21 protein-coding genes and 2 pseudogenes are annotated in these 22,860 nt (G+C 67.5%); 9 read left to right on the top strand and 14 right to left on the bottom strand.

All coding sequences use genetic code 11. The features are described 5' to 3' along the window. Window positions 1-255 precede the first annotated feature (255 nt). Window positions 256-858 carry a nitroreductase family protein gene (locus tag ACYX7E_RS13860; RefSeq protein ID WP_462081180.1) on the top strand — a complete coding sequence of 201 codons (603 nt, stop codon included), beginning with the start codon at window positions 256-258 and terminating at the stop codon, window positions 856-858. 173 nt (window positions 859-1,031) lie between these two features. Here ACYX7E_RS13860 and ACYX7E_RS13855 read toward each other — a convergent pair whose 3' ends face one another. Beyond that, a complete protein-coding gene (locus ACYX7E_RS13855; RefSeq protein WP_462081179.1) occupies window positions 1,032-1,580 on the bottom strand; it encodes a YaeQ family protein in 549 nt (182 codons plus the stop codon). Between the two features lie 257 nt (window positions 1,581-1,837). Beyond that, entirely contained in the window at window positions 1,838-2,692 is an 855-nt protein-coding gene (locus ACYX7E_RS13850) for a PA4780 family RIO1-like protein kinase (RefSeq protein WP_462081178.1), read from the bottom strand. Window positions 2,693-2,948: 256 nt separating this feature from the next. On the opposite strand from ACYX7E_RS13850, the gene ACYX7E_RS13845 reads away from it, so the two are divergent. The 6 genes and pseudogenes from ACYX7E_RS13845 to ACYX7E_RS13820 form a co-directional block, all read left to right on the top strand. Beyond that, window positions 2,949-3,647, top strand: a complete 699-nt coding sequence (locus tag ACYX7E_RS13845) for a class I SAM-dependent methyltransferase (protein WP_462081177.1) — start codon at window positions 2,949-2,951, stop codon at window positions 3,645-3,647. Beyond that, entirely contained in the window at window positions 3,644-3,979 is a 336-nt protein-coding gene (locus tag ACYX7E_RS13840; protein WP_462081176.1) for a YkgJ family cysteine cluster protein, read from the top strand. Before ACYX7E_RS13845 ends, ACYX7E_RS13840 begins: the two co-directional genes overlap by 4 nt. Window positions 3,980-3,993: 14 nt before the next feature. Continuing rightward, entirely contained in the window at window positions 3,994-4,239 is a 246-nt protein-coding gene (locus ACYX7E_RS13835) for a hypothetical protein (RefSeq protein ID WP_462081175.1), read from the top strand. 184 nt (window positions 4,240-4,423) lie between these two features. Further along, the gene (locus ACYX7E_RS13830) at window positions 4,424-4,591 is read left to right on the top strand and encodes a hypothetical protein (protein ID WP_462081174.1); all 168 of its coding nucleotides are present in this window, start codon (window positions 4,424-4,426) and stop codon (window positions 4,589-4,591) included. Between the two features lie 281 nt (window positions 4,592-4,872). Beyond that, window positions 4,873-5,067: pseudogene (locus ACYX7E_RS13825) on the top strand (glutathione S-transferase N-terminal domain-containing protein); the annotation flags it as partial. Continuing rightward, a pseudogene (locus tag ACYX7E_RS13820) lies at window positions 5,063-5,413 on the top strand (glutathione S-transferase C-terminal domain-containing protein); the annotation flags it as partial. The pseudogenes ACYX7E_RS13825 and ACYX7E_RS13820, both read left to right, overlap by 5 nt. Window positions 5,414-5,612: 199 nt before the next feature. Here ACYX7E_RS13820 and ACYX7E_RS13815 read toward each other — a convergent pair. The 6 genes from ACYX7E_RS13815 to ACYX7E_RS13790 all read right to left on the bottom strand — a co-directional run bounded on the left by ACYX7E_RS13815 (window position 5,613) and on the right by ACYX7E_RS13790 (window position 11,552). Then, complete coding sequence (locus tag ACYX7E_RS13815) at window positions 5,613-7,445, bottom strand: diguanylate cyclase domain-containing protein (RefSeq protein WP_462081173.1); 1,833 nt, start codon at window positions 7,443-7,445, stop codon at window positions 5,613-5,615. A gap of 48 nt (window positions 7,446-7,493) precedes the next feature. Then, window positions 7,494-7,808: a hypothetical protein gene (locus tag ACYX7E_RS13810; protein WP_462081172.1), complete on the bottom strand. Its 315-nt coding sequence runs from the start codon at window positions 7,806-7,808 to the stop codon at window positions 7,494-7,496. A gap of 17 nt (window positions 7,809-7,825) precedes the next feature. Continuing rightward, window positions 7,826-8,641: an SAM-dependent methyltransferase gene (locus tag ACYX7E_RS13805; protein WP_462081171.1), complete on the bottom strand. Its 816-nt coding sequence runs from the start codon at window positions 8,639-8,641 to the stop codon at window positions 7,826-7,828. Further along, on the bottom strand, window positions 8,638-9,330 hold the full coding sequence (locus tag ACYX7E_RS13800) for a GNAT family N-acetyltransferase (RefSeq protein ID WP_462081170.1): 693 nt from the start codon (window positions 9,328-9,330) through the stop codon (window positions 8,638-8,640). The genes ACYX7E_RS13805 and ACYX7E_RS13800 overlap by 4 nt, the downstream gene beginning before the upstream one ends. Then, on the bottom strand, window positions 9,330-10,913 hold the full coding sequence (locus tag ACYX7E_RS13795) for a M20/M25/M40 family metallo-hydrolase (RefSeq protein WP_462081169.1): 1,584 nt from the start codon (window positions 10,911-10,913) through the stop codon (window positions 9,330-9,332). The genes ACYX7E_RS13800 and ACYX7E_RS13795 overlap by 1 nt, the downstream gene beginning before the upstream one ends. 72 nt (window positions 10,914-10,985) lie before the next feature. Continuing rightward, window positions 10,986-11,552 carry a Pvc16 family protein gene (locus ACYX7E_RS13790; protein WP_462081168.1) on the bottom strand — a complete coding sequence of 189 codons (567 nt, stop codon included), beginning with the start codon at window positions 11,550-11,552 and terminating at the stop codon, window positions 10,986-10,988. 218 nt (window positions 11,553-11,770) lie between these two features. Between ACYX7E_RS13790 and ACYX7E_RS13785 the strand changes: the two genes are divergently transcribed. Together ACYX7E_RS13785 and ACYX7E_RS13780 are read left to right on the top strand one after the other, a co-directional pair. Beyond that, window positions 11,771-12,484, top strand: coding sequence for an rRNA pseudouridine synthase (locus ACYX7E_RS13785; RefSeq protein WP_462081167.1), 714 nt, complete (start codon window positions 11,771-11,773; stop codon window positions 12,482-12,484). A gap of 254 nt (window positions 12,485-12,738) precedes the next feature. After that, window positions 12,739-13,656: an MBL fold metallo-hydrolase gene (locus tag ACYX7E_RS13780; protein WP_462081166.1), complete on the top strand. Its 918-nt coding sequence runs from the start codon at window positions 12,739-12,741 to the stop codon at window positions 13,654-13,656. Between the two features lie 284 nt (window positions 13,657-13,940). Here the strand turns inward: ACYX7E_RS13780 and ACYX7E_RS13775 are convergent, their stop codons facing one another. The 6 genes from ACYX7E_RS13775 to ACYX7E_RS13750 form a co-directional block, all read right to left on the bottom strand. Further along, complete coding sequence (locus ACYX7E_RS13775; RefSeq protein ID WP_462081165.1) at window positions 13,941-15,533, bottom strand: N-acyl-D-amino-acid deacylase family protein; 1,593 nt, start codon at window positions 15,531-15,533, stop codon at window positions 13,941-13,943. Continuing rightward, on the bottom strand, window positions 15,523-16,680 hold the full coding sequence (locus ACYX7E_RS13770; RefSeq protein ID WP_462081164.1) for an alpha/beta hydrolase: 1,158 nt from the start codon (window positions 16,678-16,680) through the stop codon (window positions 15,523-15,525). The genes ACYX7E_RS13775 and ACYX7E_RS13770 overlap by 11 nt, the downstream gene beginning before the upstream one ends. 113 nt (window positions 16,681-16,793) lie before the next feature. After that, window positions 16,794-18,209: a serine hydrolase domain-containing protein gene (locus ACYX7E_RS13765; RefSeq protein WP_462081163.1), complete on the bottom strand. Its 1,416-nt coding sequence runs from the start codon at window positions 18,207-18,209 to the stop codon at window positions 16,794-16,796. A gap of 1 nt (window position 18,210) precedes the next feature. After that, window positions 18,211-20,751 (bottom strand): TonB-dependent siderophore receptor, encoded by a 2,541-nt coding sequence (locus ACYX7E_RS13760; protein WP_462081162.1) that lies wholly within the window; start codon window positions 20,749-20,751, stop codon window positions 18,211-18,213. Between the two features lie 336 nt (window positions 20,752-21,087). Then, window positions 21,088-22,098, bottom strand: coding sequence for a FecR family protein (locus ACYX7E_RS13755; RefSeq protein WP_462081161.1), 1,011 nt, complete (start codon window positions 22,096-22,098; stop codon window positions 21,088-21,090). After that, complete coding sequence (locus ACYX7E_RS13750; RefSeq protein WP_462081160.1) at window positions 22,095-22,682, bottom strand: RNA polymerase sigma factor; 588 nt, start codon at window positions 22,680-22,682, stop codon at window positions 22,095-22,097. The genes ACYX7E_RS13755 and ACYX7E_RS13750 overlap by 4 nt, the downstream gene beginning before the upstream one ends. Between the last annotated feature and the right edge of the window lie 178 nt (window positions 22,683-22,860).

Here is a 22,860-nt window from a genome sequence, read left to right as displayed (position 1 = left end):
AGCATGCCCGCTGCGGGGTCAAGCGGGCGTCAGCATTCGAGAAATCGCGCAAGGACAGCGCTGGATGGCCTCGTCGACAGCGTCGGCGCGTGCGCGCGGGCCTCGCCACAGCGGCGTCGATCCGCATTGGAACGATCCGTTACATCGCAGCCGGTCGTTGCGCCGCGATCGCATCTCCACACTCAGGCGCAATCACCGGTCGAATCGCCGGCTGCCTACCGTCCTCCCACTCCCCTCACCTTCCAAGAGTCCGCCATGACCAGCAATGCCTTCATCGACGCCATCTCCCGCCGCCGCACCCAGTACGCCCTCGGCCCATCGCTCCCGCAATCGCAGGACGAGGTCACCGCGCTGATCCAGCAGGCGATCAAGCTCAGCCCGTCGTCGTTCAACTCGCAGAGTTCGCGCGCGGTGATCCTCTATGGCCCGTCCAGCCAGACGTTCTGGAACATCGTCAAGGATGAGCTGCGCAAGATCGTCCCGGCCGACACCTTCGACGCCACCAGCAGCAAGATCGATGGCTTCGCGGCCGGCGCCGGTACCGTGCTGTTCTTCGAGAACCAGGACGTGGTGAAGGGGCTGCAGGATGGCTTCCCGCTGTATGCCGACAACTTCCCGGTCTGGTCCGAGCATGCCAGCGGCATCGCCCAGTTCGCGGTCTGGAGCGCGCTCGCCAATGCCGGCATCGGCGCCAGCCTGCAGCACTACAACCCGCTGCCGGATGCCGCCGTCGCAGCCGAGTGGAACCTGCCGTCGAGCTGGAAGCTGCGCGCGCAGATGCCATTCGGCTCGCACGAGGCGCCGATCGGCGACAAGACCTTCGTCGACGACGCCGAGCGCTTCCGCGTCTTCGCCTGAGCGGGCCCGGGATCGACCGGGGCGTCGCGCAAGTGCAGTGCGATGCCTTCGTGCCCGTCATGGCCGTGATCGTCGCCGGCATCGCGCCGGCGGCGTCAGCGTATTTGTGGGACCGGTCGCAAGCCTGACGCCCTGCCGGCCGGCGTGCATCGCTCAGCGCTCCCCGCTGGCCGTCAGGCTGCGGCAGCGATCCTGATGCGCGGCGTCAGCGCGATGTTCTCGTGCTCGCTCATCAACTGCAGCTCGCCGTCCTGGATCATCGCGGTCAGCCGCATGCCGCGCGCGAGCAGCGCCGTGGTGGCTTCGACATCGGCCGGGACCAGGTCGATGACGGTCAGGTTCTTCAGCCGCGACAAGCCGGCACCGACCTTGTCCCACCAGATCTGCGCGCCGTGGCCGCTGTAGTTGACCAGCACCACCTGGCGCGACTTGCCGGCGGCCTTGCGGACGCGGCTCTCGTCGGGCTGGCCGAGGTCGATCCACTGCAGGATGTCGCCGGTGTAGTCGCGTCGCCACAGGTCCGGTTCTTCTTCCGAGCTCAGGCCGCGGCCGAATTCGAGCCGGTCGTCCGCATGCAGCGCGAACGCGATCAGGCGCACCATCAGGCGCTCTGGGGTCTCGGACGGATGCTGCGCCAGCGTCAGGTTGTGGGTGGCGTAGTAATGCCGGTCCATGTCGCTGACCTGCAGTTCGAGTTTGTAGATGGTGGCGTTGGGAGCCATCTGGAATCCTGTCAGGTAGGTCTGGCATCCAGGCGACCGGCGCATGGCGGCGGGCGGCCTGTCGTGAAGAAACTGCGGTGGAAGGCGGTGATGGCGGCTCACGCCTGTCGCGGAAGATGCGCGATGGAGAGGGCACGATAGAAAGGACACGGAGGAGCGCGCGTGGCCGGGACCACGCCCGGCGGAGGCGCGATTGTAGGCGCGGCAACCGCACGATGCATCGCCGCCCGTCCTGTCGCAGTGTCGCGACGCGGGCCTCAGTCCTGTTCGGCGGCCTCGCGCCCCTGCTGGCGGATCACCGCTTCCTGGCGGGCATCCTCGATCGACCACAGCACGGCGCGGGTGTCGGCCTTGTGCTGGTCGAACACGAAATGACCGGTCAGGACGCTATCGGCACGCAGTTCGCCCTTTTCGAACAGCGCCCACATCTCCTCGCCGAAATGGGTCTCGGCCAGCTCCGGCGCAAACCTGGCCAGGTTGTCGCGCAGGTTGTGGACATCCCGCAGCAGCATCGCGCGGGCGGCGTTGTTGCCCCCGGCGCTGACGACCTGCGGGAAGTCGATGATGACCGGGCCATCGGGCGCCACCAGCACGTTGTACTCGGACAGGTCGCCATGGATCAGGCCCTGGCACAGCATCCGCACGACGTCGCCGATCAGCATCGCGTGGTAATCCCGCGCCTGCGCCGGCTCCAGCTCGACCTCGCCCAGCCGCGGCGCGCTGTGGCCCTCGGCATCGACGACCAGGTCCATGACCAGGACGCCATGGAAGAAGCCATGCGGCTGCGGCACGCGCACGCCGGCATCCATCAACTGGTAAAGCGCGTCGACCTCGGTGTTCTTCCAGGCCGTTTCCTGCTCGCGGCGGCCGAACTTGCTGGCCTTGCCGATCGCCCGCTGCTGGCGGCTGCCGCGGACCTTGCGGCCCTCCTGGTACTGCACGCGGGCCTGGAAGCTGCGCTGGGCCATGTCCTTGTAGACCTTGGCGCAACGGACGTCCTCGCCGGACCGGACCACATAGACCGAGGCTTCCTTGCCGCTTTTCAACGGCCGCAGGACTTCATCGATGATGCCGTCATCGATCAAGGGCTGCAGTCCCTGGGGCGTTCTCATGAAATGTCGCGACACCGGCATGAATGGACCGCCATTGTCGTCGAATTGTCGTGAACGGGTGCGCTTATGACCGGAAAACATGAACAGGCGCACGCCCCGGCGGCCGGGCCGGGGACCCGAGGTGGTACCATGCCTGTCTCGAGCCGTGCTCGACCCGCGCGTCACGCGCGACCTTCAACGTCGCCCGCCTCGCTTCCACCCACGCGTCATCGTCCCGCTTCCTCGCGATCCGGGACGACGCTCCCCAGGAAGCGACGTGCCCGGTTATGCCACCCGCAATCTCACAGTCCAGGTCGGCGGCCACGCCTTCCACCTCAGGGTCCTCAGCGACCGCCAGCAATTCGCCGATCCCGACAGCCATGGCGCACGCCTGGGCATCTCATCGGCGCAATGGAGCCTGTTCGGCCAGTTGTGGCCGTCGGGCCGCCTGCTTGCCCAGGCCATGGATGGCGCCGACATCAGCGGCAAGCGGATCCTCGAGATCGGCTGCGGCATCGGCCTGGCCAGCCTGGTCCTGCAACGCCGCGGTGCCGAGATCGTGGCCTCAGACATCCATCCGCTGGCCGAGTCGTTCCTGGCCTACAACGCGGCCTTGAACGCCCTGCCCGCCGTCAATTACCGGCAGATGCGCTGGGACCAGCCGCTGCACACCATGGGTGACTTCGACATGATCATCGCCAGCGATGTGCTGTACGAACGCGATCATGCCGTGCTGCTGGCCGGTGTCGTCGCGCAACTGGCACGTCCGCTGGCCGAGGTGCTGGTGACCGACCCGGGACGTGGCAACAGCGCGCCGTTCACGCGCCTGCTGGAAAGCCAGGGTTTCTCGGTCACCGAGTCGCGTTGCGCGATGAACGACCAGGACACCGTCGGCAAGCGCGGCAGGATGCTGCATTACCAGCGCGATGGCCTGCTGCCATTGGGCCCGCGGCCGGCCGGCCTGCTGCACTCATGAGCGCTACCGCGACCAGCGTGTCCGTGCATGTGGACGACGACGCCGATTGCGGCCAATGCGACGCCGTGTGCTGCCGGCTGACCGTGGTACTGCAGCCCGAGGACCGCGTGCCTGAACGTTTCACCACGTATACCGATGCCGGCCTGCACGTCATGGCCCGCGACGAACACGGTTGGTGCGTGGCGATCAACGAAGCCCGCATGTGCTGCTCGATCTATGACGCCCGACCGCAGGTCTGCCGCCGCTTCGTCATGGCCGGACCTTATTGCCTGGGGGTGCGCGAGGACTACGCAGAGCGCACTTCCCGCGGCATCCCCCTCACCCTGTATTGAACGGAGGCAGCCCCATGCCACGCCAGAAGAAGACCGACATCCCGCCATCGAACACCAGCCACCTGTTCGGCAGCCGCAAGAGCAACGATCGCGGCGCCAACGTGACCAGCGAGCGCATCGCCTCGGACCTGGACCAGTTCCGCAAGTCGGGCGGCCGCATCGAAGTGCTGGGCGTGACCCGCTCGCTGACCAAGATCGACGACCTCGGCCCCGCGACCGCAAAGACGCCGGAGCCGGCGCCGCGCGCCCGCAAGTCCTGATTCCGCGCGGTCCCAGTGCCGCATGCCGAGCGCCCGCAAGGGGACCGGCAGGAGCCTGGGCGCCACTTTATGCGACGATGCGCGCCCAGGGGGACAGGCGATGTCTGCCTGTCGGCGATCGCGGGTTCGGCCTGCGAGCGCTTGAGAACCCTTCCCAGATTCCATTCCACCAACGAGTTGAGCCGTGGCCAAACCAAACTACTCATTCGAGAAGCGTCAGCGCGAAATCGCCAAGAAGAAGAAACAGGACGAGAAGGACGCGCGCAAGCGCGAGGCCCGCGACGCCGCCCAGGCCGCCGCTGCCCCGTCCGGCAATCCGTCCGGCCAGTCGGGGACCGGGACGCCGTCCTGACCCCTGCCCTGTGCACGGCTGACGCGCGGCCGGACGATGCCGTCCGCCGTGCTTCCGTGCCCGATGCAGCGCATCGGGCCAGCATCGAGACAGGCCCGTCCGACGGGCCCGCCTCGGACAGAGCCCGCCCCACGATCCCATCCCGTCAAACCCGTGTTGGACGGACCTGCTCCGTCCCGTGACACCGGCAGGCACCTGCCGGCCCAGGCTTGCACAGCGCGCCTCCGGCGCGGACATTGTCGATCCACGCCCTGCCCGGTCGTCGTTGCGCCATCCCGCCCATGAAGCGAGCCCCGGCCATGCCTGCGATCCCCGCCCTGTACGCACATCCCTTCTCGTCGTATTGCCAGAAGGTGCTGGTCGCGCCGTACGAAAACGACACCGTGTTCGAATACCGGCATCTCGGCGAAGGCACGCACATGGCCGACATGAAGGCGCGATGGCCGATCGGCCGCTTCCCGGTGCTGGTCGATGCCGGCCGGAGGATCCCGGAAGCCAGCACGATCGTCGAACACCTGGCCCTGCATCACCCGGGCCGGTACGACTGCTGCCCGAGCCGGCCAGCGAAGCGCTGCAGGTGCGCGGACTCGACCGGTTCTTCGACCACTACATCTCACGCCGCAGCAGAAGATCGTCGTCGACCGCCTCCGGCCCGACGCGGATCGCGACCCGCATGGGGTCGCCGAAGCGCGACGGCTGCTCGACACCGCCTATGCCTGGCTGGACGCCACCCTGGGCGACCGCGAATGGGCCGCAGGCAACCGTTTCACGCTGGGCGACTGCGGCGCCGCGCCATTCCTGTTCTATGCCGACTGGACCCATCGGATCGACCCGCGACATGCCCGCGTGCTTGCGTACCGGCAACGCCTGCTGGCACGCCCGTCGTTCGCACGCGCGGTCGACGAAGCGCGACCCTACCGGCAGCTGTTTCCGCTGGGGGCGCCGGATCGGGATTGATGGGGCCGAGGGGGCCGACAGGATTTAGGGATCGCTTCTGGCTATTGGCGGGGCTGGACCCGCCCTACGACAACGCGAGGTTGCGGCGGCGGGCGACTTCGGCGTCGAGGTCGGGGTCGACGGTGGGGGCTTCGATCGAGAACGGCAGCATCGTGGCGTTGCCTTCCTCGAACATGCAGATGCGGTTGCGGCCGGCACGCTTGGCGCGGTACATGGCCTTGTCGGCATGCGACAGCATGCGGGTCAGGTCATGGCCGGACATGCTGGTGTCGGTGACGCCGAAACTCGCGGTCAGCTTGAAGTCGTAGCCATTAGAGGCCGCGTCGATGCGGCTGAAACGCGCCAGGGCATCGGCCGCCAGACGGCGTGCCATCTGCATGTCGTAACCGGGCAGCAGGATCGCGAACTCTTCGCCACCGAGACGGCAGAGGCAGTCCTCCGGCCCCGACAACGGCATGCAGGCCGCCGCGATCTCCTTCAGCGCCCAGTCGCCGGCCGCGTGGCCGAAACGGTCGTTGACCTGCTTGAAGTGGTCGAGGTCGAACATCAGCAGCGCGACCACGCGACCTTCCTTGAGGCACTGCGCCAGCGCCCTCTCGGACTTCTGGGTGAAGTGATGGCGATTGCTGATGCAGGTCAGCGTATCGATCTCGGCCATGCGCTTGAGCCGCATCTGCAGGCGCTTGGTCTTGTAGGCCCAGTAACTGATCGTCGCGGTCAGGAACACCAGCAGCACCGCCACCAGCAGCCAGCTCTGCGCACGCTGTTCGGTCACGCGTTTCTGCAGCTGCAACAACTGGTTCTTCTGGCTCAGCAACTGGATCTGCTGGGCCTGCTGCTGCGATTGGTGGCGGACGACCTGGTAGGCCATCTCGCGCGATTTCATGTCGTTGAAATGCGCCTTGTCCGCCTGCGCGTAACGCAGGTGCGCATTCAATGCGGCCGCATCGTCGCCGCGCGACATCGCGATCTCGTACAGAGTCCGATAGGCGACGACCAGCGGCAGCGAGCTGGCGATCGACGACGCCATCGAGATCGCCGCCCGCGCATGGCGGTCCGCGCGATCGATGTCGCCAAGCTTCATCCGGTACTCGGCCAGCATCGCGTGGTACTGGCCGATCAGGGTCGGATAGCCAGTGTCTTCAACGCGGGCCAGATACCCCTCCAGCAGCTCGATCGCTTCGCGCGTGCGGCCCTGCACGAACATGGACTTGGCCAGGTAGGTCCGCGAAAACCCGGCCATGATCGGCTCCTTCAATTCATCGCAATGACGGATCGCCGCCTGCGCATCTTCATCGGCGATACGTTCGTTCAGCCCGAGCGCCGCCTCCAGCAGCAGATTGTTGGCCGCGCACTGGGTCCGCGGCAGCGGAACGCCTTCGAGCACCTGCACGGCATAGTGCCGCGCCGTCGCGTACTCACCGACCTGGCTGTAGGTCAGGCCGGCCACCATCAGGCCGCGATGCAGCACGTCGCGATCCTTGACGTCGGCCTGCAAGGCCAGCATCGCCTCGATCGCAACCAGGCCCTCCTCGAACTGGCGGGTGATGGCATAGGTATTGGCCAGCATGGAGCCGGCGAGGAAGCGCAGCGTCACGTCCTCGGCCCCGGTCGCCAGTGGCTTGAGCTTGGCGATCGCCGCAGCCGATTCACCGGTGGATATCAGGCGATGCGCACGCAGCAGCGCGAGGCGCTGGCGCTGTGGCGTGGTTGCTCCCTCGACCTGCCGGTCCAACTGCTCCAGCAGCACGGCAAACCGCCGCGCATCCGAGGTACGGACGGCATCTGCTTCGCCGAGCAGGGTTTCGAACGCGTCGTTGGCCCACACGGGCGTCATCGCGCAGGCCAGCAGCACGATCAGGGTGGTGCGCAACAACGAATGCAACCGCATCTTCATTCGTCTACCTCGCCACGTTCCTTGTTGTGGCGACCGCGACCGGTGGCCTCAGTCGGGTCGAACCGGTCCGTCGCCGTCGTGCTCGTCGTCCGGCGATGGCTTGCCATCGTCATCGTCGTCATGACGATCCGGTGCATCCAGCGGCTCTTCGGTCTCGCCGCCATCGGGCGTCATGATCATGCAGAACATCGCGGGCCGGACGCGCAGCAGCGCGCTCAGGCCATCGGCGTCGCGATCGAGAAGTGCCTGGCGTTGCGCGCCCTCGATATCGAGCGCAGCGACCGCGGCGTCGTAATCGTCCGCGTTCCACGCATACAGCGGCCGGCTGGCCATGGCTTCCAGAAATGCAACCGCATTGGACATGCAAAAATCCCCTGACGTCATGCTTTGTTGATCGTGTCGATCGGCGCACTGCGGTCCAACGCGGCGATCCGATCGAGCATCGCCTCGTCGCGTTCCAGGGGTCGAGCCGGTGGAAGGACCCAGGTCGTCTGCGTCTTCAGATCCGCCTCGACAATCCCCTCCAGCGGAATCCCATCGATCCGTGGTCGCGCGATCGGAAGGGTAGCAGCTTCATAGAGCAGCGTGGGGTGTCCTGGCGGATAATCCTCCAGCAGGCGCTCCAGCAGCAGTCGCCGATGCCCGGGGCCGGTCGTTGTTCTGCCGGTGGAACGATCCCCGGCAACTCCGATCTGCCACAACACCAGATGGGCCGATGGATCGATCCGGCGACGGTAGAACATGAACTGGCTGGCCTCGTAGTGCTGGCAGCCATGGCTGCCAGGATCAATGCCGAGGTCGCTGTACAGGCAATCCTCGGCCGAGATCCCGGGCTCCATGTGGGCGACATGGCCCTCTTCGCGCGCCTGGGCGATCGCCCGGTGCGGCACCAGTGCGAACACGCCCGGATGGCCGTAGAAGGCGCCGCAGACGTTGCGGCCGGCGCGGACCTCCACCAGCATCGTCTCGACCATGGCCCGGTAGGTGTCGTGGCGCGAACTGCCGGCCTGGTAGAACGGTTGCAGGCTGCGGACGTCGTGGTGCATCTGCTGGACCCAGAGTTCAACGATCGGGTCCGAGACCGCGACGAACACCACGTCGGCCTGTTCGATATGGCTGCGCGCGCGCGGCCCCAGGTGGGCTCCCAGCATCATGCCCAGGCCGACGCAGGCCAGGCTGCCCTGCGATGCGCTCATGCGGCGATCACCTCGCGCACCAGGCCGCCGACATCCGCCCATCGCGCACGATCCATGGACCAGTGCAGATATCCCGCATGTTCGCCATCGAGGAGGAAATGCAAGCGCTGCATCAGCCCCCGCGCAGCGGGATTCGCGGGCAGGTGCCGGGTCCACAGGCGGCCAGGTCCCTTACCCTCTGCCAGCCAGTCCAGCAGTGCGGCGATCGCGGCACTGGCATGGCCCTGTCCTTGCGTGCCCTGCTTCTGCGTGCCCGCCCCCGACGTGTCCTGCACGTGCGCATGCGGGGCCAGCAGCAGGCCAAGCTCGGCCGTCTGTCGCCCGGCATCGAAGACCAGCGCCATGAGGCCGATGCCCTTGAGTTCGTCGCTGTCGCGCGGCACCAAGACCCAGTACCAGGCGCGCGCCGGCGTGGCCGACTGCTGCCGGAGCACGAGTTCGAACCCCTTTCCCGCAGCCTCCGCCGTCAGCGGCGGGCCGACATGCCGCATGACGCCGGCATCGCAGTACGTGCGCAGGTACAGGTCACGGTCGCCGACCTGCAACGGACGCAGACGCAATCGCCGCGTCTGTAGCCACGGGATCGGCGGAAGCGCGTCGGCGCGGTCGGAAGTGCCCGCTGCCGGTATGTCGATGGTGGCAGGCGCCGGCACGCTGGCACGCGCGGCCTGGACGGGATCGGCGCCCATCATTCGCCTGCGGTCCGCGCCAAGGCATGCAGCAGGTCGACGTAGGACTTCTCGACGTCCGCCAGCCCTGCCGCGGCAACGCCTTTGGCCGGCGCGATCAGCATGTATTCGTCCGGGCCGTGTGCGCCGGAGCCGTGTCCAAGTCCTCCGAACACGAACGGCAGCTTCAACGTCCGCGTGAAATGGTGGAATGGCGCGCTGCCGCCCAGCCACGGGGCGACCCGCGGGGTGGCCCCGTACTTGTTGAACACTCCGATCGCCGCCTGCACCAGGGGAGTGTCGACGGCGGTGGCGGCGGCGGGATAGCCCGACATCGGCCGCACGACGAGATCGCTGAAGCCCTTCGCATCCAGGTGTGTGCGGATCATCCGGTACACCGCGTCGGGCTCGAGCCCCGGCGGCAGGCGGGAGTCGATCTTGGCGGTCGCCACGTGCGGCAGGATGGTCTTGATGCCTTCGCCGGTATAGCCGCTCCAGATCCCGTCGACGTTGAACGTCGGGTCGAACAGGTTGCGCACGATCGCATCGCGACCGGTCTCGCCATTGATCCAGCGCGAGACGCCGAACGCGCGCTGGCGCACCGCGTCGTCGGCATGCCGGGCCTCGGCATTGATCAGCCGCTGCTCCTCGAGGCTCGGCGGACGCACGGCGTCGTAGTAGCCGGGGATCAGGATCTCGTTGCCATCGGCACTGGTCATCGACGCGATCGCCTGCACCAGCCGCAGCGTCGGCGAATCGACCAGCGACTTCAGCGAACCGTGCACTTCGGACTTCGCCGGCCCGCCCCAGCCGCCGCCCTTGGCTTCCAGCTCGAAATAGACGATGCCCTTGACGCCGAGGTTGAGCATCGCCTCGCCGGTCGGGTTCTGGATGTTCATCGGGAAGAAGGCGCCGTCGGCGGCCTGCAGGCGTTCGCGCCATGGTTCGATGACGGCGCCGAAGTTCGGCGATCCCAGCTCTTCCTCGCCCTCGGCGACGACATACAGGTTGACCGGCAACGTGCCGTGCGTCTTCAGCATCGCGTCGACCGCATTGAGGAAGGCGCGCTGCGGACCCTTCTGGTTGGTGGCGCCGCGCGCCATCAGGACCTTGCCCAGCTCATGGTCGACCAACTGCCCGGCGAAGGGATCCTCGACCTGCCAGTTGTCCTCGATCGGCTGCACGTCGTACATCATGTAGACCACCAGGGTGGTGTCGGCGCCGGCATCGAAATGCCCCAGCACGCCCGGATGGCCGGGCGTCTCCACCAGCCGGACGTCCTGGAAGCCGAGTCCGCGCAGATCGTCGGCCAGCAGGGCCGCCATTGCGTCGATGCCGTCGTCCTGCGCGCTGATCGAACGCTGGCGCACCCAGCGCTGCAGCTGCACGACATGGCTGTCGAGGTCGGCGTCGATGCGCCGGTAGACGTCGTCGTGCCGTCCGGCATAGGCCGGGATCTTCGACGCGTCGAAGGCTTCGTCAGTGGTGAATGCATGTCGCGGGCGCACCGACTGCGCCTGCGCCCCGGCCACGGCCAGCGGCAGCACCGCCATCAGCAGCGCGCATGCAAGGGACGCGCATGCAAGTGAATGGATACGTGTCATCGGGATCCTCCATGAAGTGTGTCCGACACTATAACTGTGCCGTTCATGCCCGGCCCGACGCAGCGCGCCGGCTCAGCCTTGCAGCGGCATGCGATCGTGGCGTTCGAGGACAGGCGATCCGGGTTGCGCATCGGGACGTCGACGCCAGACAACATCGCCCTGCACGAACAGGCCGGCACGCTGCGCCGCCGCGCTGGCGATCCACAGCGTGGCCTGCTCGGCCAACGACAGGTCCAGCAGGCGCCAGCGCAAGACCAGTTCGCTCGCAGGCGTTGCGGTCAGCCGATGCGGTTGCGACAACAACGGCGCCAGGCGGGTGCGGTCGAGGACAGGCTGGTCGGTGATCACACGCAGCGCGGCGCCCAGCAAGGCATGCGCCTGCAGCGCTTCATCGGCGGCCCCTGCGACCAGGTAATCCATGCGCAGGTGCAGGTCGCGTCGTCGCGCTGCCGGATCCTCACCGGCACTGGGCGCTTGCCTCCATTCGGCGGGCTCGGTGATCCGCAGCAGGTGCAGCCACAGGCCGGCGCCGGTGTCCTCGGGCGCACCGACCACGACCGGCACGCCCGCCGGCAGTACCGATTGCAGCAGGCCCCGCAGCGCGTCGCTGGCAAGGGCAATCAGGTCGTCTGACGACATCGCAACTCCCGGAAGACGGTAGTGAAGACGGCGGTACGGCGGATGCCCGCGATCCACACGTTCGCGGCACACCTGTTCGCGGTGTACATGTTGGCGGAGCACATCGACGCCGCGCCCGGACGCGGGTGCGGTGTCGATGAGGCTGAGTATCCAGCCCTCGCAGCGCAAGGCAGGCACGCAACCAGTACACTCCCCAGCCCACGCCCAAGCAAGCCATGATGACCCTGTCCACCCGGCTCGACAAATACGTCAGCGAGATGATCGGCTGCTCGCGCGCCGAGGCGCGCCAGTACGTCGAGGGCGGCTGGGTGTCGGTCGATGGCGTCGTCGTCGAACAACCGCAACACATGGTCGATGCCCAACAGGTCACGCTGGACGCCGAGGCCCGGCTCGGTGATGCCGAACCGGCGACGCTGTTGCTGCACAAGCCGGCGGGCATCGACAGCGAGGCGGCGATCGCGCTGCTGACGGCGGCGTCACGCAGCGACGTCGATGCCAGCGGCATGCGCATGCTCAGGCGCCACCTGCAGCGGCTCGAGATCCCGCTGCCGCTGGAGGCCGACAGCAGCGGCCTGCTGGTGCTGAGCCAGGACCACCGTGCCCTGCGCCGGTTGACCGAGGACGCGGCGATGCTCGAACAGGAGTACGTCGTCGAGGTCGAAGGCGAGGACCTGCCGCCCTACGGACTGTCGCAGCTGGCGCGGGGCATGCAGGACGAGGGCCGCGTACTGCCGCCCTGCAAGGTCAGCTGGCAGAGCGAACGACGCCTGCGTTTCGCGATCAAGGACGTCCGCCCCGGCCAGTTGCAGCGGATGTGCGCCCAGGTCGGCCTGCGCGTGACCGGCATCCGGCGGCTGCGCATCGGCAGGATCGGACTGGCGAAGATGCTGCCCGGCCACTGGCGCTACCTGCCCGGCGACGCGCGCTTCTGATGCCTTGGCGTGGCGCAGGCAGCGCCCGCATGCGGTCTTGCCCTCCTGTCATGTCCGATCGGCGGCACGCGGCGGTCATGGCCAGGCGTGGACGGGTAATCTGGACCTCCCCACCCGCAAGGACCCACGTCGATGCGCCTCCGTGCCCTGTTGTCCGCCAGCGCCCTGCTTGTCGCGCTGGTCGCCCCGGACTGATCTGCCCCGCGCCGGCCCATGCCAGCGCCGAGACCGCGGCGCCCGCTCCCCGGATCACCGTGATCTATGACGCCTTCGGCAACGACGATACGCTGCAGAAGGACTGGGGCTTCGCCGCCCTGATCGAGGTTGACGGCCAGCGCATCCTGTTCGATACCGGCAACGATGCCGAGATCTTCGCCGCCAACGTCAAGGCCAAGGGCATCGACCTGGCCGACCTCGACATGGTGGTCATGTCGCATCGCCATGCCGACCACATGGCCGGCCTGGCGGTCGTGCTGGCCGCCAATCCCGGCGTCACGATCCACGCCCCGCAGGAAGGCTTCGGCATCTATGGCTCGTCGCTGCCCTCGAGCTTCTACCGCAAGGACGCCTCGCTGCCCGCGCACATGCGCTACTACGATGGCAAGCCCGAGGAGACGCTGAGCTTCGGCAGCGCGTGGCCCGGCGCTCACTTCAATCCGCTGGCCAAGACCACCGAGATCGCGCCCGGCGTGTGGGCCATCGCGACGGTTTCCGATGTCGCCGGCACCCGCGAGCTTCGGGAACTGTCGCTGGCGGTGCGCACGCCGCAGGGTCTGTTGGTGGTCGTCGGCTGCTCGCATCCGGGCCTGCCGCTGATCGTCGCCGAGGCCGCCAGGCTCGAGCCCGACATCCACCTGGTCATCGGCGGCTTCCACTACGTCAATGCCGATGACGCGACGATCGCCGGCGTCGTCGCAGCGCTGGCGCCCTACGATATCGACTTCATCGCCCCCGGCCATTGCACCGGCGAGGCCACGTTCGCCGCGCTGCTGCATGCCTACGGCGATCGCTACCTGTATGCCGGCCTGGGCGCCGAGCTGGTGCTGGACCGCAAGCAGGGTCCGGACCGGCCTCGCGGAGCGGCAGCGCGCATGAGCGACCTGGAACATCTGGCCTACCAGGCGCTGGCCTTGCGCGGCGACCATCCGCACGCGCACCACGCGCATCGCTGAAAACCTGCTCACGCTCTTGCTGCGCTTGCCATCTGGCGCGCGTGCGGTGCTCGAAAGAACCGCCTGGAGCGGTTCTTGACAGCGCATCGCGCTGGCCCGAAGGGTGGCCGCCATGGATGGCGGCCAAAAATGCTCATGAACATGTTTGTCGACAGGCACATGCACTGCGCTTTCTGCGCTCCGCCACGCGCCACCTGACTGCGCTCGCGACAGATCGTAAACAGGTTTTAAGGCAGTCGAGTACGCGGCCGGGCGCCTCCAGCGCCCGGTCGCCCTTCCCGTCCTCAGCGCGAGGACGCCACCGTCGCGCGACGCAGCGGCTTGCCGGCCAACACGCCGGTGGGCTTGCCGCCATCGAGCACCAGGGCGCCATTGACCCAGACGCGCTCGATGCCGACCGAGGTCGCGGTGGAATCGCCGATGACCGCCTTGTCGGCCACGGTCTCGGGGTCCAGCAGCACCAGGTCGGCATAGGCACCGGCGCGGATGACACCGCGATCGCCGAGCCCCATATGCGCCGCCGCCGCGCCGCTCATCTTGTGCACGGCCTGCTCCAGCGACAACAGCCGTTTCTCGCGCATGTAGACGCGCAGCACGCGCGTGAACGCGCCGGCACCGCGCGGGTGCGCACCGCCCAGGTTGCCGTCGGAGCAGATGTTGCTGTGCGGCCATGCGATCAGTTTGGCGACATCGTCCTCGCGCATGCTGGTGGCGACGACATTGACCTGCGACTTGGCCTTGTCGGCCTCGGTCAGCAGCCTCATGACCACCGCGGCATCGTCCATGTTCCACAGACGGGCGATCTCGGGGATGCGCTTGCCGACCAGCGTGGGATCGGGTTTGTAGCCGGACACGATGATGCCTTCGGCCGGTGCGAGGCTGCGCAGCACGAACTCGGTGGTCTCGCGGTTCTGGAAGTCGCGATCGGGGAACAGCACCGACAGCCAGGAGTGCCAGTACTCGTACGGGTAGACATCGCCGGTGACGTCGATGCCCTCGGCACGCGCACTGTCGAGCATGCCCAGGTAACGGTCGGCCTGCCCCCACCAGTCGGTCATCGCCAGCTTCATATGCGACACCTGCACCGGCATGCCGGTCACGCGGCCGATGTCGATGGTCTCTTCCAGCGCCCGCCACAGGTCGCGATCCTCGCTGCGCATGTGGCTGATGTAGCGACCGCCGACGCTGGCAGCCTCGCGCGCCAGCGCGACGACCTCATCGCGTGCCGAATAGATGCCGGGGTCGTACTCCAGGCCCGTGGACAGGCCCAGGCCGCCCTGCTGCATGCCCTCGCGCACCAGCAGGCGCATGCGTTCGAGTTCGGCCGGCGTCGCGGCGCGCCGGTAGTCGTCGCCCATTACCGCGCGGCGCACGGTGCCATGCCCGACATAGGACGCGACGTTGACCGCGACCGGGTCCGCTTCCAGGCCTGCGAAGAATTCACCCAGCGGCTTGTGCCCGCCATCCTGTCCGATGACGATCGTGGTCACGCCCTGGGTGATGACCGCCGGCACGTCGCGCTGCGTTTCGATGCCGCGATCGTGATGGCTGTGGGTGTCGATGAAGCCCGGTGCCAGCACCCGCCCGCCTGCGTCGATCGTGCGCTCGCCACTGCGCGGCGTGAGCTGGCCGACCTCGACGATGCGCTCACCCTGGATGCGGACCGCGGCGTTCGCCAACGCCGGGGCACCGGTGCCATCGACGACCCTGGCGTTGACGATCAACGTCGATTCAAGCGGGATGGACGCGGGCGGAGCGGACGCGAGCGGTGGGGACGCGAGCGGTGCCGCTGCGAACGCCAGCGCAGACAGGGACAGCAGGGCCAGTGCCAGCGTCGCCGCGAGCCTGCTGGCGATACTGGGGGTTTCAGTCTTCATTCGATGCTCCGGTGGTGGTCTGACGCAGCCGCTTGAGTTCGTCGTCGAGCTTCAGGAATTGCTGGGCGTCGCTCGAGCGGGCGCCGTAGTAGTCCATGCCGTCCTTCAGGACCTGCGCGGCCTCGTCGCGCCGGCCATCGGCTTCGAGCGCGTTGGCAAGGTTGCGGAAGCCTTCGGGATAGGTGTCGCGCATGACGCGCAGGATCTGTACGGCCCGCGCGGGATTCGCCGCCTGTCGCTCACCCGGCAACGGCAGTTGCGTGTAGGCCGCCCAGATGAAGGCCTTCATCGACGGCGCGACCTCGAAGCCATAGCGATCGCGCAGCGCCGTGTAATGCGCGTCCAGGGCCTCCAGCGGGTCGCGGCCCTCGCGTTGCGCGCGCTCCACCACGGGACCGTGGTGCCAGCCGTCGAACAGCTGCTTCAGGCCGTCATACAAGGCCAGGTGGACCATGCCGTTGTGGTCTTCGCCCGCCTGCGCAGCGCGCGAACGCAGCATCAGCTTCCGTGGCGGATCGGCGTCCAGCAGCGCCTGCAGTTGCTTCAGGTCGGCGTTGACCGGCGTACCGGCGGTGAACAGATAGCGGAAACGAGAGCCGTCGAGCCCGTGCAACGCCGGCGGCAGGCGCGTCAACAGCGATTTGCGGTCGTACCAGACCGATGGATCCAGCGCGAGATAGGCATCGAAGGCCTCCGGCCGTTCCACCAGCGCATGCAGGGCAAACAGGCCGCCATACGAATGACCGACCAGGATCCGGAAGTCCACGGTCCGGAAGCGTTGCTCGACCCAGGCCGCGAGATCGTCGCGGACGAAGCCAAGGAAGCGGTCCGCACCGCCACCGACCCGGGCCTCCGCGGCGACACGGCTGTCGGGCGTCAGGTCGCGATCGCGCTTGGCGTATCCCACCCCGTTCGGGATCGCCACCACGATCACTTCCGGCATCAACTGGTTCTCGGCCAGGAAGGCCGCCAGTCCGGACGCATGGTCGACGTGCGCATCGCCATCGAGCAGGTACAGGACGGGATAGCGCTGACGGGACGTGGTGTAGCTGTCGGGCAGCCGGACCACGACCCGGCGCCACTCCGACAGCGTTGGCGACCAGACGGTCTCTTCGATCAGCGCCGGTGCGGCGGCTTGCGCCAGCATGGGCAAGATCCAGCCCGCCAACGCCAGCAGCAGCGCGAGCACCTTCCAGCCTCGTCCATGACCGGCTCGCGGAGACGTCGCGGCAGCGACGCCCCCGCGCATCGGTCCCGGCCTCATGGCAGCGGCGAGTCCCAGCTGTCGGCAGGCCGCGCGGTAAAGCGGTTGATCCGACCATCGGCAGCCAGCGTCACGATGACGTTGCCGAAGCCACGCTCGAAGCGCGCGCGGTAGCGATAGGTACGATCGTCGCCGGGCTCTTCGTAACCGAACAGCTTCAGCTCCTTCAACGCGCCCATCGTTGTGCGGAACGGGTCATAGCTGGCGACGACCCGCTTGTGCAGTTCGGGTGTCTCGAACCTGCCCTGCACGGAAGCAGGCAGGTTCGCCGGCGCCAGGATCGTCTGCACCAGGCGCGTCACCTCCGGGTCGCGTTCGGCGATCGGCGCGCCGGCCGGAGCGGCCAGGCGGGGATCGAGCAGTCGCGCGACATTGACCGCGATCTCGTCGGCCCTGCCGGCCGTCCTGTTGGTCAGGGCTACCAGCGCAGTGTCCTCTTCGAGATAGCGCACATAGAAGGTCGAGAAGCCCTGCCAACCGCCGCTGTGATACTGCGCGGCGTGCCCGTTGTGCTTGCCCAGGAACCAGCCGAAGCCGTAGGGATAGGTCTTGCCGCTGTTGAGCCGCGCCGGCGCCAGGATCTGCGCCCAGGATTCGGGCTTGAGGATCCTGCGTTCGCGCACGGCCATCTCCCATTTCGCGAAGTCCAGCACGGTCAGGTACAGCGTGCCGTCACCGGTGGCATTGGCGGTCGGCGCGACCCAGTCCTGGTTGTGGAGCTGACCGGCGCTGTCGAGCGTGTAGCCTGCTGCACGGTTGGGCACGATGCCGGCGTCGTCGATCTGGCCGGCGGTGTGCATGTTCAGTGGCCGGAACACGCGCTGCTTCAGCACATCGCCGTAGGCCACGCCACCGACGTGCTTGACCAGATAGCCCAGCAGCGCATAGCCGGTGTTGCTGTAGCTGAGCTTCTGCCCCGCCGGAAAATCGATCCGGGCGCGGTAGAAGAACTGCATCATCTGTGCGTCGCTGTAGTCCAGGCGCAGGTCGAATTCGCCCGGGGTGACCTTGCCGTAGGTGTAGTAATTGCGGCCCAGGCCCGAGGTATGCGTCAACAGGTGTCGCACCGTGATCCTGTCCCAGGTCGCAGGTGCGTCGGGCAGGTAGGTCCGGATCGGTGTGTCCAGCGCCAGCTTGCCATCCTCGACCATCAGCATCACCGCAACGGCCGTGAACATCTTGCCGATCGAACCGGACTGGAAGATCGTGTCGACGTGGACCGGGACGCGGTGCTCGAGGTTGGCGTAACCGAATCCCTGCGCGCGCACGATCTCGCCGCCCTTGATCATCACGACCGCGGCGCCGGGGGTGTTGGTGGCTGCCAGGTGCTCGCGCATGAAGTCGTCGACCTCGTCGGCGAGGACGGGCGCGCAGGTGCAGGCAAGCGCCAATGCCATCAGGATCTTCTTCATGTCACCACCGCCCCCGCAGCGACAGCGTCACATTGCGCGGCGTGCCATAGACCGTCTCGGTGCGCCCGCCCAGGCCGAAGGCCTGGTAGTAATGCTTATCGGTCAGGTTCTCGATGTAGACGCCGACGTTCCATGTGTCGCTGACGCGGTACTGCAGCGCAGCGTTCCACAGTGCGTAGCCGCTTTGCCCGAACCGATAGCCGTAGGTGAAGGTCGAGTTGGCGGTCGGAAACGGGACCATGTAGGTCTCCGACTGCGTGACGACGCCGCCGTTCAGGGTCCAGCGCGACCAGCGCCCGGGCAACTGCCAAGTGCTCCACAGCTTCAGCATGTGCTTGGGCGTCATGTGGATGTAGTAGACCCAGTCGGCGTCGGACGCGAATTCGCTGCTGCTGTAGGTATAGCCGCCGAAGACCTGCCAGCCCGGCAGCACCTCGCCGCTGACTTCGAGATCCACGCCCTGCGTGGTCATGTCCGACTGCGGGAAGAAGCAACAGATCGCGCCCATCTCGCCGGGCGTGTTCGGATATGAGGGGTCGCGCGACGCCTGTCCCGAACGCTCCAGCCGGAAGGCCGCGGCCGACACATTGAGAAAGCCCATGACTTCGCCCTTGATGCCGATTTCCATGCTGGCGCCTGTGACCGGATCCAATGGGGTGCCCGGCAACGGGGCCTGCAGGCGGTTGGCCTGGACCTTGAAGGTCTCGGCATAACTGGCATAAGCGGTCCAGTCCTTCGCGAAGTCCCAGGTCAGCGCCGCGCTGGGAATGAACGCACTGTCGCTGTAAGCGGTGACCACCGGCGCGCCGAAGACATAGTTCCCCTGCACATCCAGGGTCACGACCTGGTTGGCCGTGCGCTGGCGGAACTTGCCGTAGCGACCGCCCAGGGTCAGCTTGAGCGGCTCGGCGAGCGTCAAGCCGACCGTGGCGTAGAAGCCGCTCTGCGCCTGCCTGTTGTCGGGCGAGTAGCGCGTCATGATCGCGGCCGGTTCCGGATAGTCGGCGGGATCGAAATCCCAGGGATTGATCGGCCGCCCGTTGTTGATACCCCATGCGTAGCCATCCAGCCTAGACAGGCTGCTGCCGTCGCCGTCGATCTTGGCGTAGTCGGCGCCCACGGTGTAGCGATGCTCGCGCCCGAACAGCGGGAAGTGGCCATTGGCGGACACATCCAGCAGCGTTTGCGTGTTGAAATTGTCGGTGGCCCAGCCGCCGGCAAACATGCCAGCGCCGGTGACCGGATTGACTTCACCGTACGGCGTCACCGTGCGACTCACTGATTCCTGGTCGGTCCGGGTCAGGTTCACCTTCAGCAGGCCGGTCTCGCCGTACTGCTGGTCGACGCGCAGGAAGGCTTCCTTGGTCGTGAAGTACCAGTGGCTCCAGTCCGGGTTGTAGGCCCAGTGGCGCGGGAGGTCGAGCGCACGGCCATCGGTGTAGCGACCCGTGCCCTGCGGCGAGTAGCCGTCTTCCTTGCGGCGCTCGTAGCTCGCGCCGGTGATCAGCAGCGTGCTCGGGGTCAGGTCGTATTCCAGCGTTCCGAACAGCGTCTTGCGGTCGGATTTTGCGCGCTGGTAGAAGTAGCCGCTGTCCTGCATGGCCGCGACCGCGCGCCCGCGCAGGCGACCGTCACTGCTCAAAGGGCCGGTGACGTCGACCTCGCCGCGATAGAAATCCCAGCGACCGGCGGTCAGGTTGATCTGCACGGCCTTCTTGGCCCTGGCGCGCTTGCGCACCAGGTTGATGACGCCGCCGGGCTCGCCGGCACCGGTGAACATGCCGTCCACGCCACGCAGCACTTCCAGTTGTTCGTAGGCAGACATGTCCGGCGTCAGGTAACCGCCGAAGCTACCGGTCAGGCCGGCCGCACCGCCATCCTTGAGGACCGTCTGCACGCGGATGCCGCGCGAGAAGTACCAGGATTCACCGGAACCGTAGCCCGCGACGGTGACGCCGGTGGTCTGCTTCATCGCGTCTTCCAGCGAGATCAGGTTCTGCGCTTCCAGGCGCTCGCGCGTCACCAGCGTCACCGACTTCGGGGTCTCGCGCAGCGTCTGCCCGGACTTCGATCCGATCGCCACCTGGTTGCTCATCGACGCGAACACCTTGACCGTGTCCAGCGCCTTGACGTCGGCGCCTGCCGCCACGCCACCGGCCGGCAGGCCGCTGTCGACCTGCGCACCGCTGCCGCCCTTGACGCGGATCGTGGCGACATTGTCAGCGCTGTAGACCACTTCCAGGTCGGTCTCGCGCAGCAGTTGCTCCAGCGCCTGCCTGCGGTCGTATTGGCCCTGCAGGGCGCGCGCATTGAGGCCGGTGATCGCATCGGGGCGATACAGCAGCTGCATGCCGGCCTGCTCCGCGAACGTGCGCAGCGCTTCCGACATCGGCTGCGCCGGGATGTCGAATGCGATGCCGCTGGTGTCCTGCGCCAACGCGGCGGTGGAGACCGACAGGCACAACGCGGTGGCGCACAGACCAGCGCGCAACGCCGTCGCGATGCTCTGGTGCAGGGGATGGAAGCGGTTCTGACGCAGCATGAAGGATTCCCGGAGTTGGTGTCTTGCGGAGGCCTGCAGCAGGCCCATTCCTCAACAACGAACCGCGACGGGCGGATTTCCCCCAGTCGGATCGTGACGGTATGACGTCACGCTGGTGTCGGTTGGAGACGATGCCCGGGGCGCGTCCATCGCCACAGGCAAATCTGACGCAGGAAGATCAATGCAGGCAGCGCCACGCACGCAGATCAACGCGGGCGCATCCCTGCAGGTAGGTCACGACAGGCACCTCAGCATTGGTACGTCAGACCAGGCGGATCAGCACAGGCACGTCAGGCAACGCCAGGCATGCGCCATCTGGGCGCAGCGCGTGCCGATCTACTCGACGCGCACGCGCTCGCCACCCGGGCGACTGACCGTCAGGCCGAAACCATCCTGCAGTGTGCTCAGCAGGGCTTCGGCGCCCTGCGGATCGGCACGGAAGGTACCGCCAATGGCGATGTCGCGCGCGCTCGCGCCCAGCTCGATCTGCAGCGGCGTGTAGCGCCGCATCTGCGCCACGACCTCGCTCAGAGGCTGGTTGTCGAAATGCACCAATCCCTGGCGCCAGGACAGTTCGCGCCCGACCTCCGCCTGCGGCAGCGCACGCACCTGCACGCTGGCGCCACGGGCATCGATCTGCTGGCCCGCGCCCAGCAGCGAAGCCGGCAAACGCGGCAGGTCGCCATCGGCGGGCACGTCCATCAGCGCCGCGCCGACCACGCTGACCTTGCCCTCGCTGACGGTCACGCGGACATCCTGTTCGCGCCGGTAGACGCTGAACGCGGTGCCGACCGCCCGCACCCAGGTCTGGTCGGCGACCACCCAGAACGGACGCTCGCGGTCATGCGCGACCTTGACGAAGACTTCGCCACGATCCAGCCGCACCACCCGGCGGTCGTCGCGATAGCTGACACGCACCGCGCTGTCGCTGTTGAGTTCCAGCGTCGAGCCATCGAGCAGTGCAATGCTCGCCCGCTCGCCCACGCCCGTCCTGAAGCTCGCCGGGGGATGCACCGACCACAGCACGCCGGCGATCATCACCGCGGCCACCATCGCCGCCGCCGCGAAGCCGCGCCAGCGCGCCTGCCAGGGCGGTTGCGTCTGCGACGCGACCTGCATCGCATTGCCGAACGACACCGCGCGCACCGTGCGACCGGCATCGAGGCATTGCTGCCAGGTCTGCGCCATCTGCTGGTAGGCGCGCGCATGCCGCGGATGCCGCGCGCGCCAGGCTTCGAAGCCAGCCCGGTCCTCGGCGCTGACATCGTCGGCATTGAGCCGCGCGATCCACGCCGCGGCTTCGCGCTCGGCGTCCTCGAGCGATGGCAATTGATGGATCTCGCTCATGTCCTGGTCCTGCCCTCATCCATGTGCACGTCCGTGTGCGCGTCCTTGCGTACGTCCTTGCCTGCGTCCATGTCACGGTAGCGCCGACGCATATAGGCATGCGTGTCCTGCAATCCACGGGAAATGTGCTTCTCCACGGTCTTCGGGCTGATCGCCAGCTGGGCAGCGATCTCCTTGTACGAGCATCCCTGGAACACCTTCAGCACGAACGCGGCGCGGCATTGCGGTGGCAGGCGTTCGATCGCCTCCCGCAACAGCCGCGTGGCCTCGTCGGCGATCAGTCCGTCCTCGGGCGAGGCGCCGGGCGCCTGCAGACCATCGACGGCATCGAGATCGGCCTGCAGCTCGGCATTGGCGATACGGTGGTCGCGATTGGCATTGAAGGCCAGGTTGCGCGCGGCGGTGAACAGGAACGCCCGTGGCGTTTCCACGCTACCGCCCTGCGCATAGGTCCGCGCATAGGCTTCCTGGACGATGTCCTCGGCGGTCTCCCGCGACCCCACCAGACGCCGCACATAGCGCAGCAATCCCTGCCGGGTCTCGGCAAAGAACTGCGCAAAGCGATGTTCGGGGAGCTTTTCCATGGGATCTCGATCAGGCTCGCGCACCCTACGCCGTCCCTGTAACCGGCGGCAAGGACAACGCGGGATCCATGGCACGCCCCCTGCCGCGCGTGCACGCGCGGCGGGATCGCTGGCGAGGCCAGGCATGGCAGGAATGCAGGTTCATCAGACAGCACGACACGGCAGGAGCGCATATCCC

It is taken from the genome of Luteimonas sp. RIT-PG2_3, assembly GCF_054902115.1.
The sequence above is the reverse complement of the archived record's forward strand: the minus strand, read 5'-3'. Positions and strand labels throughout refer to the sequence as shown.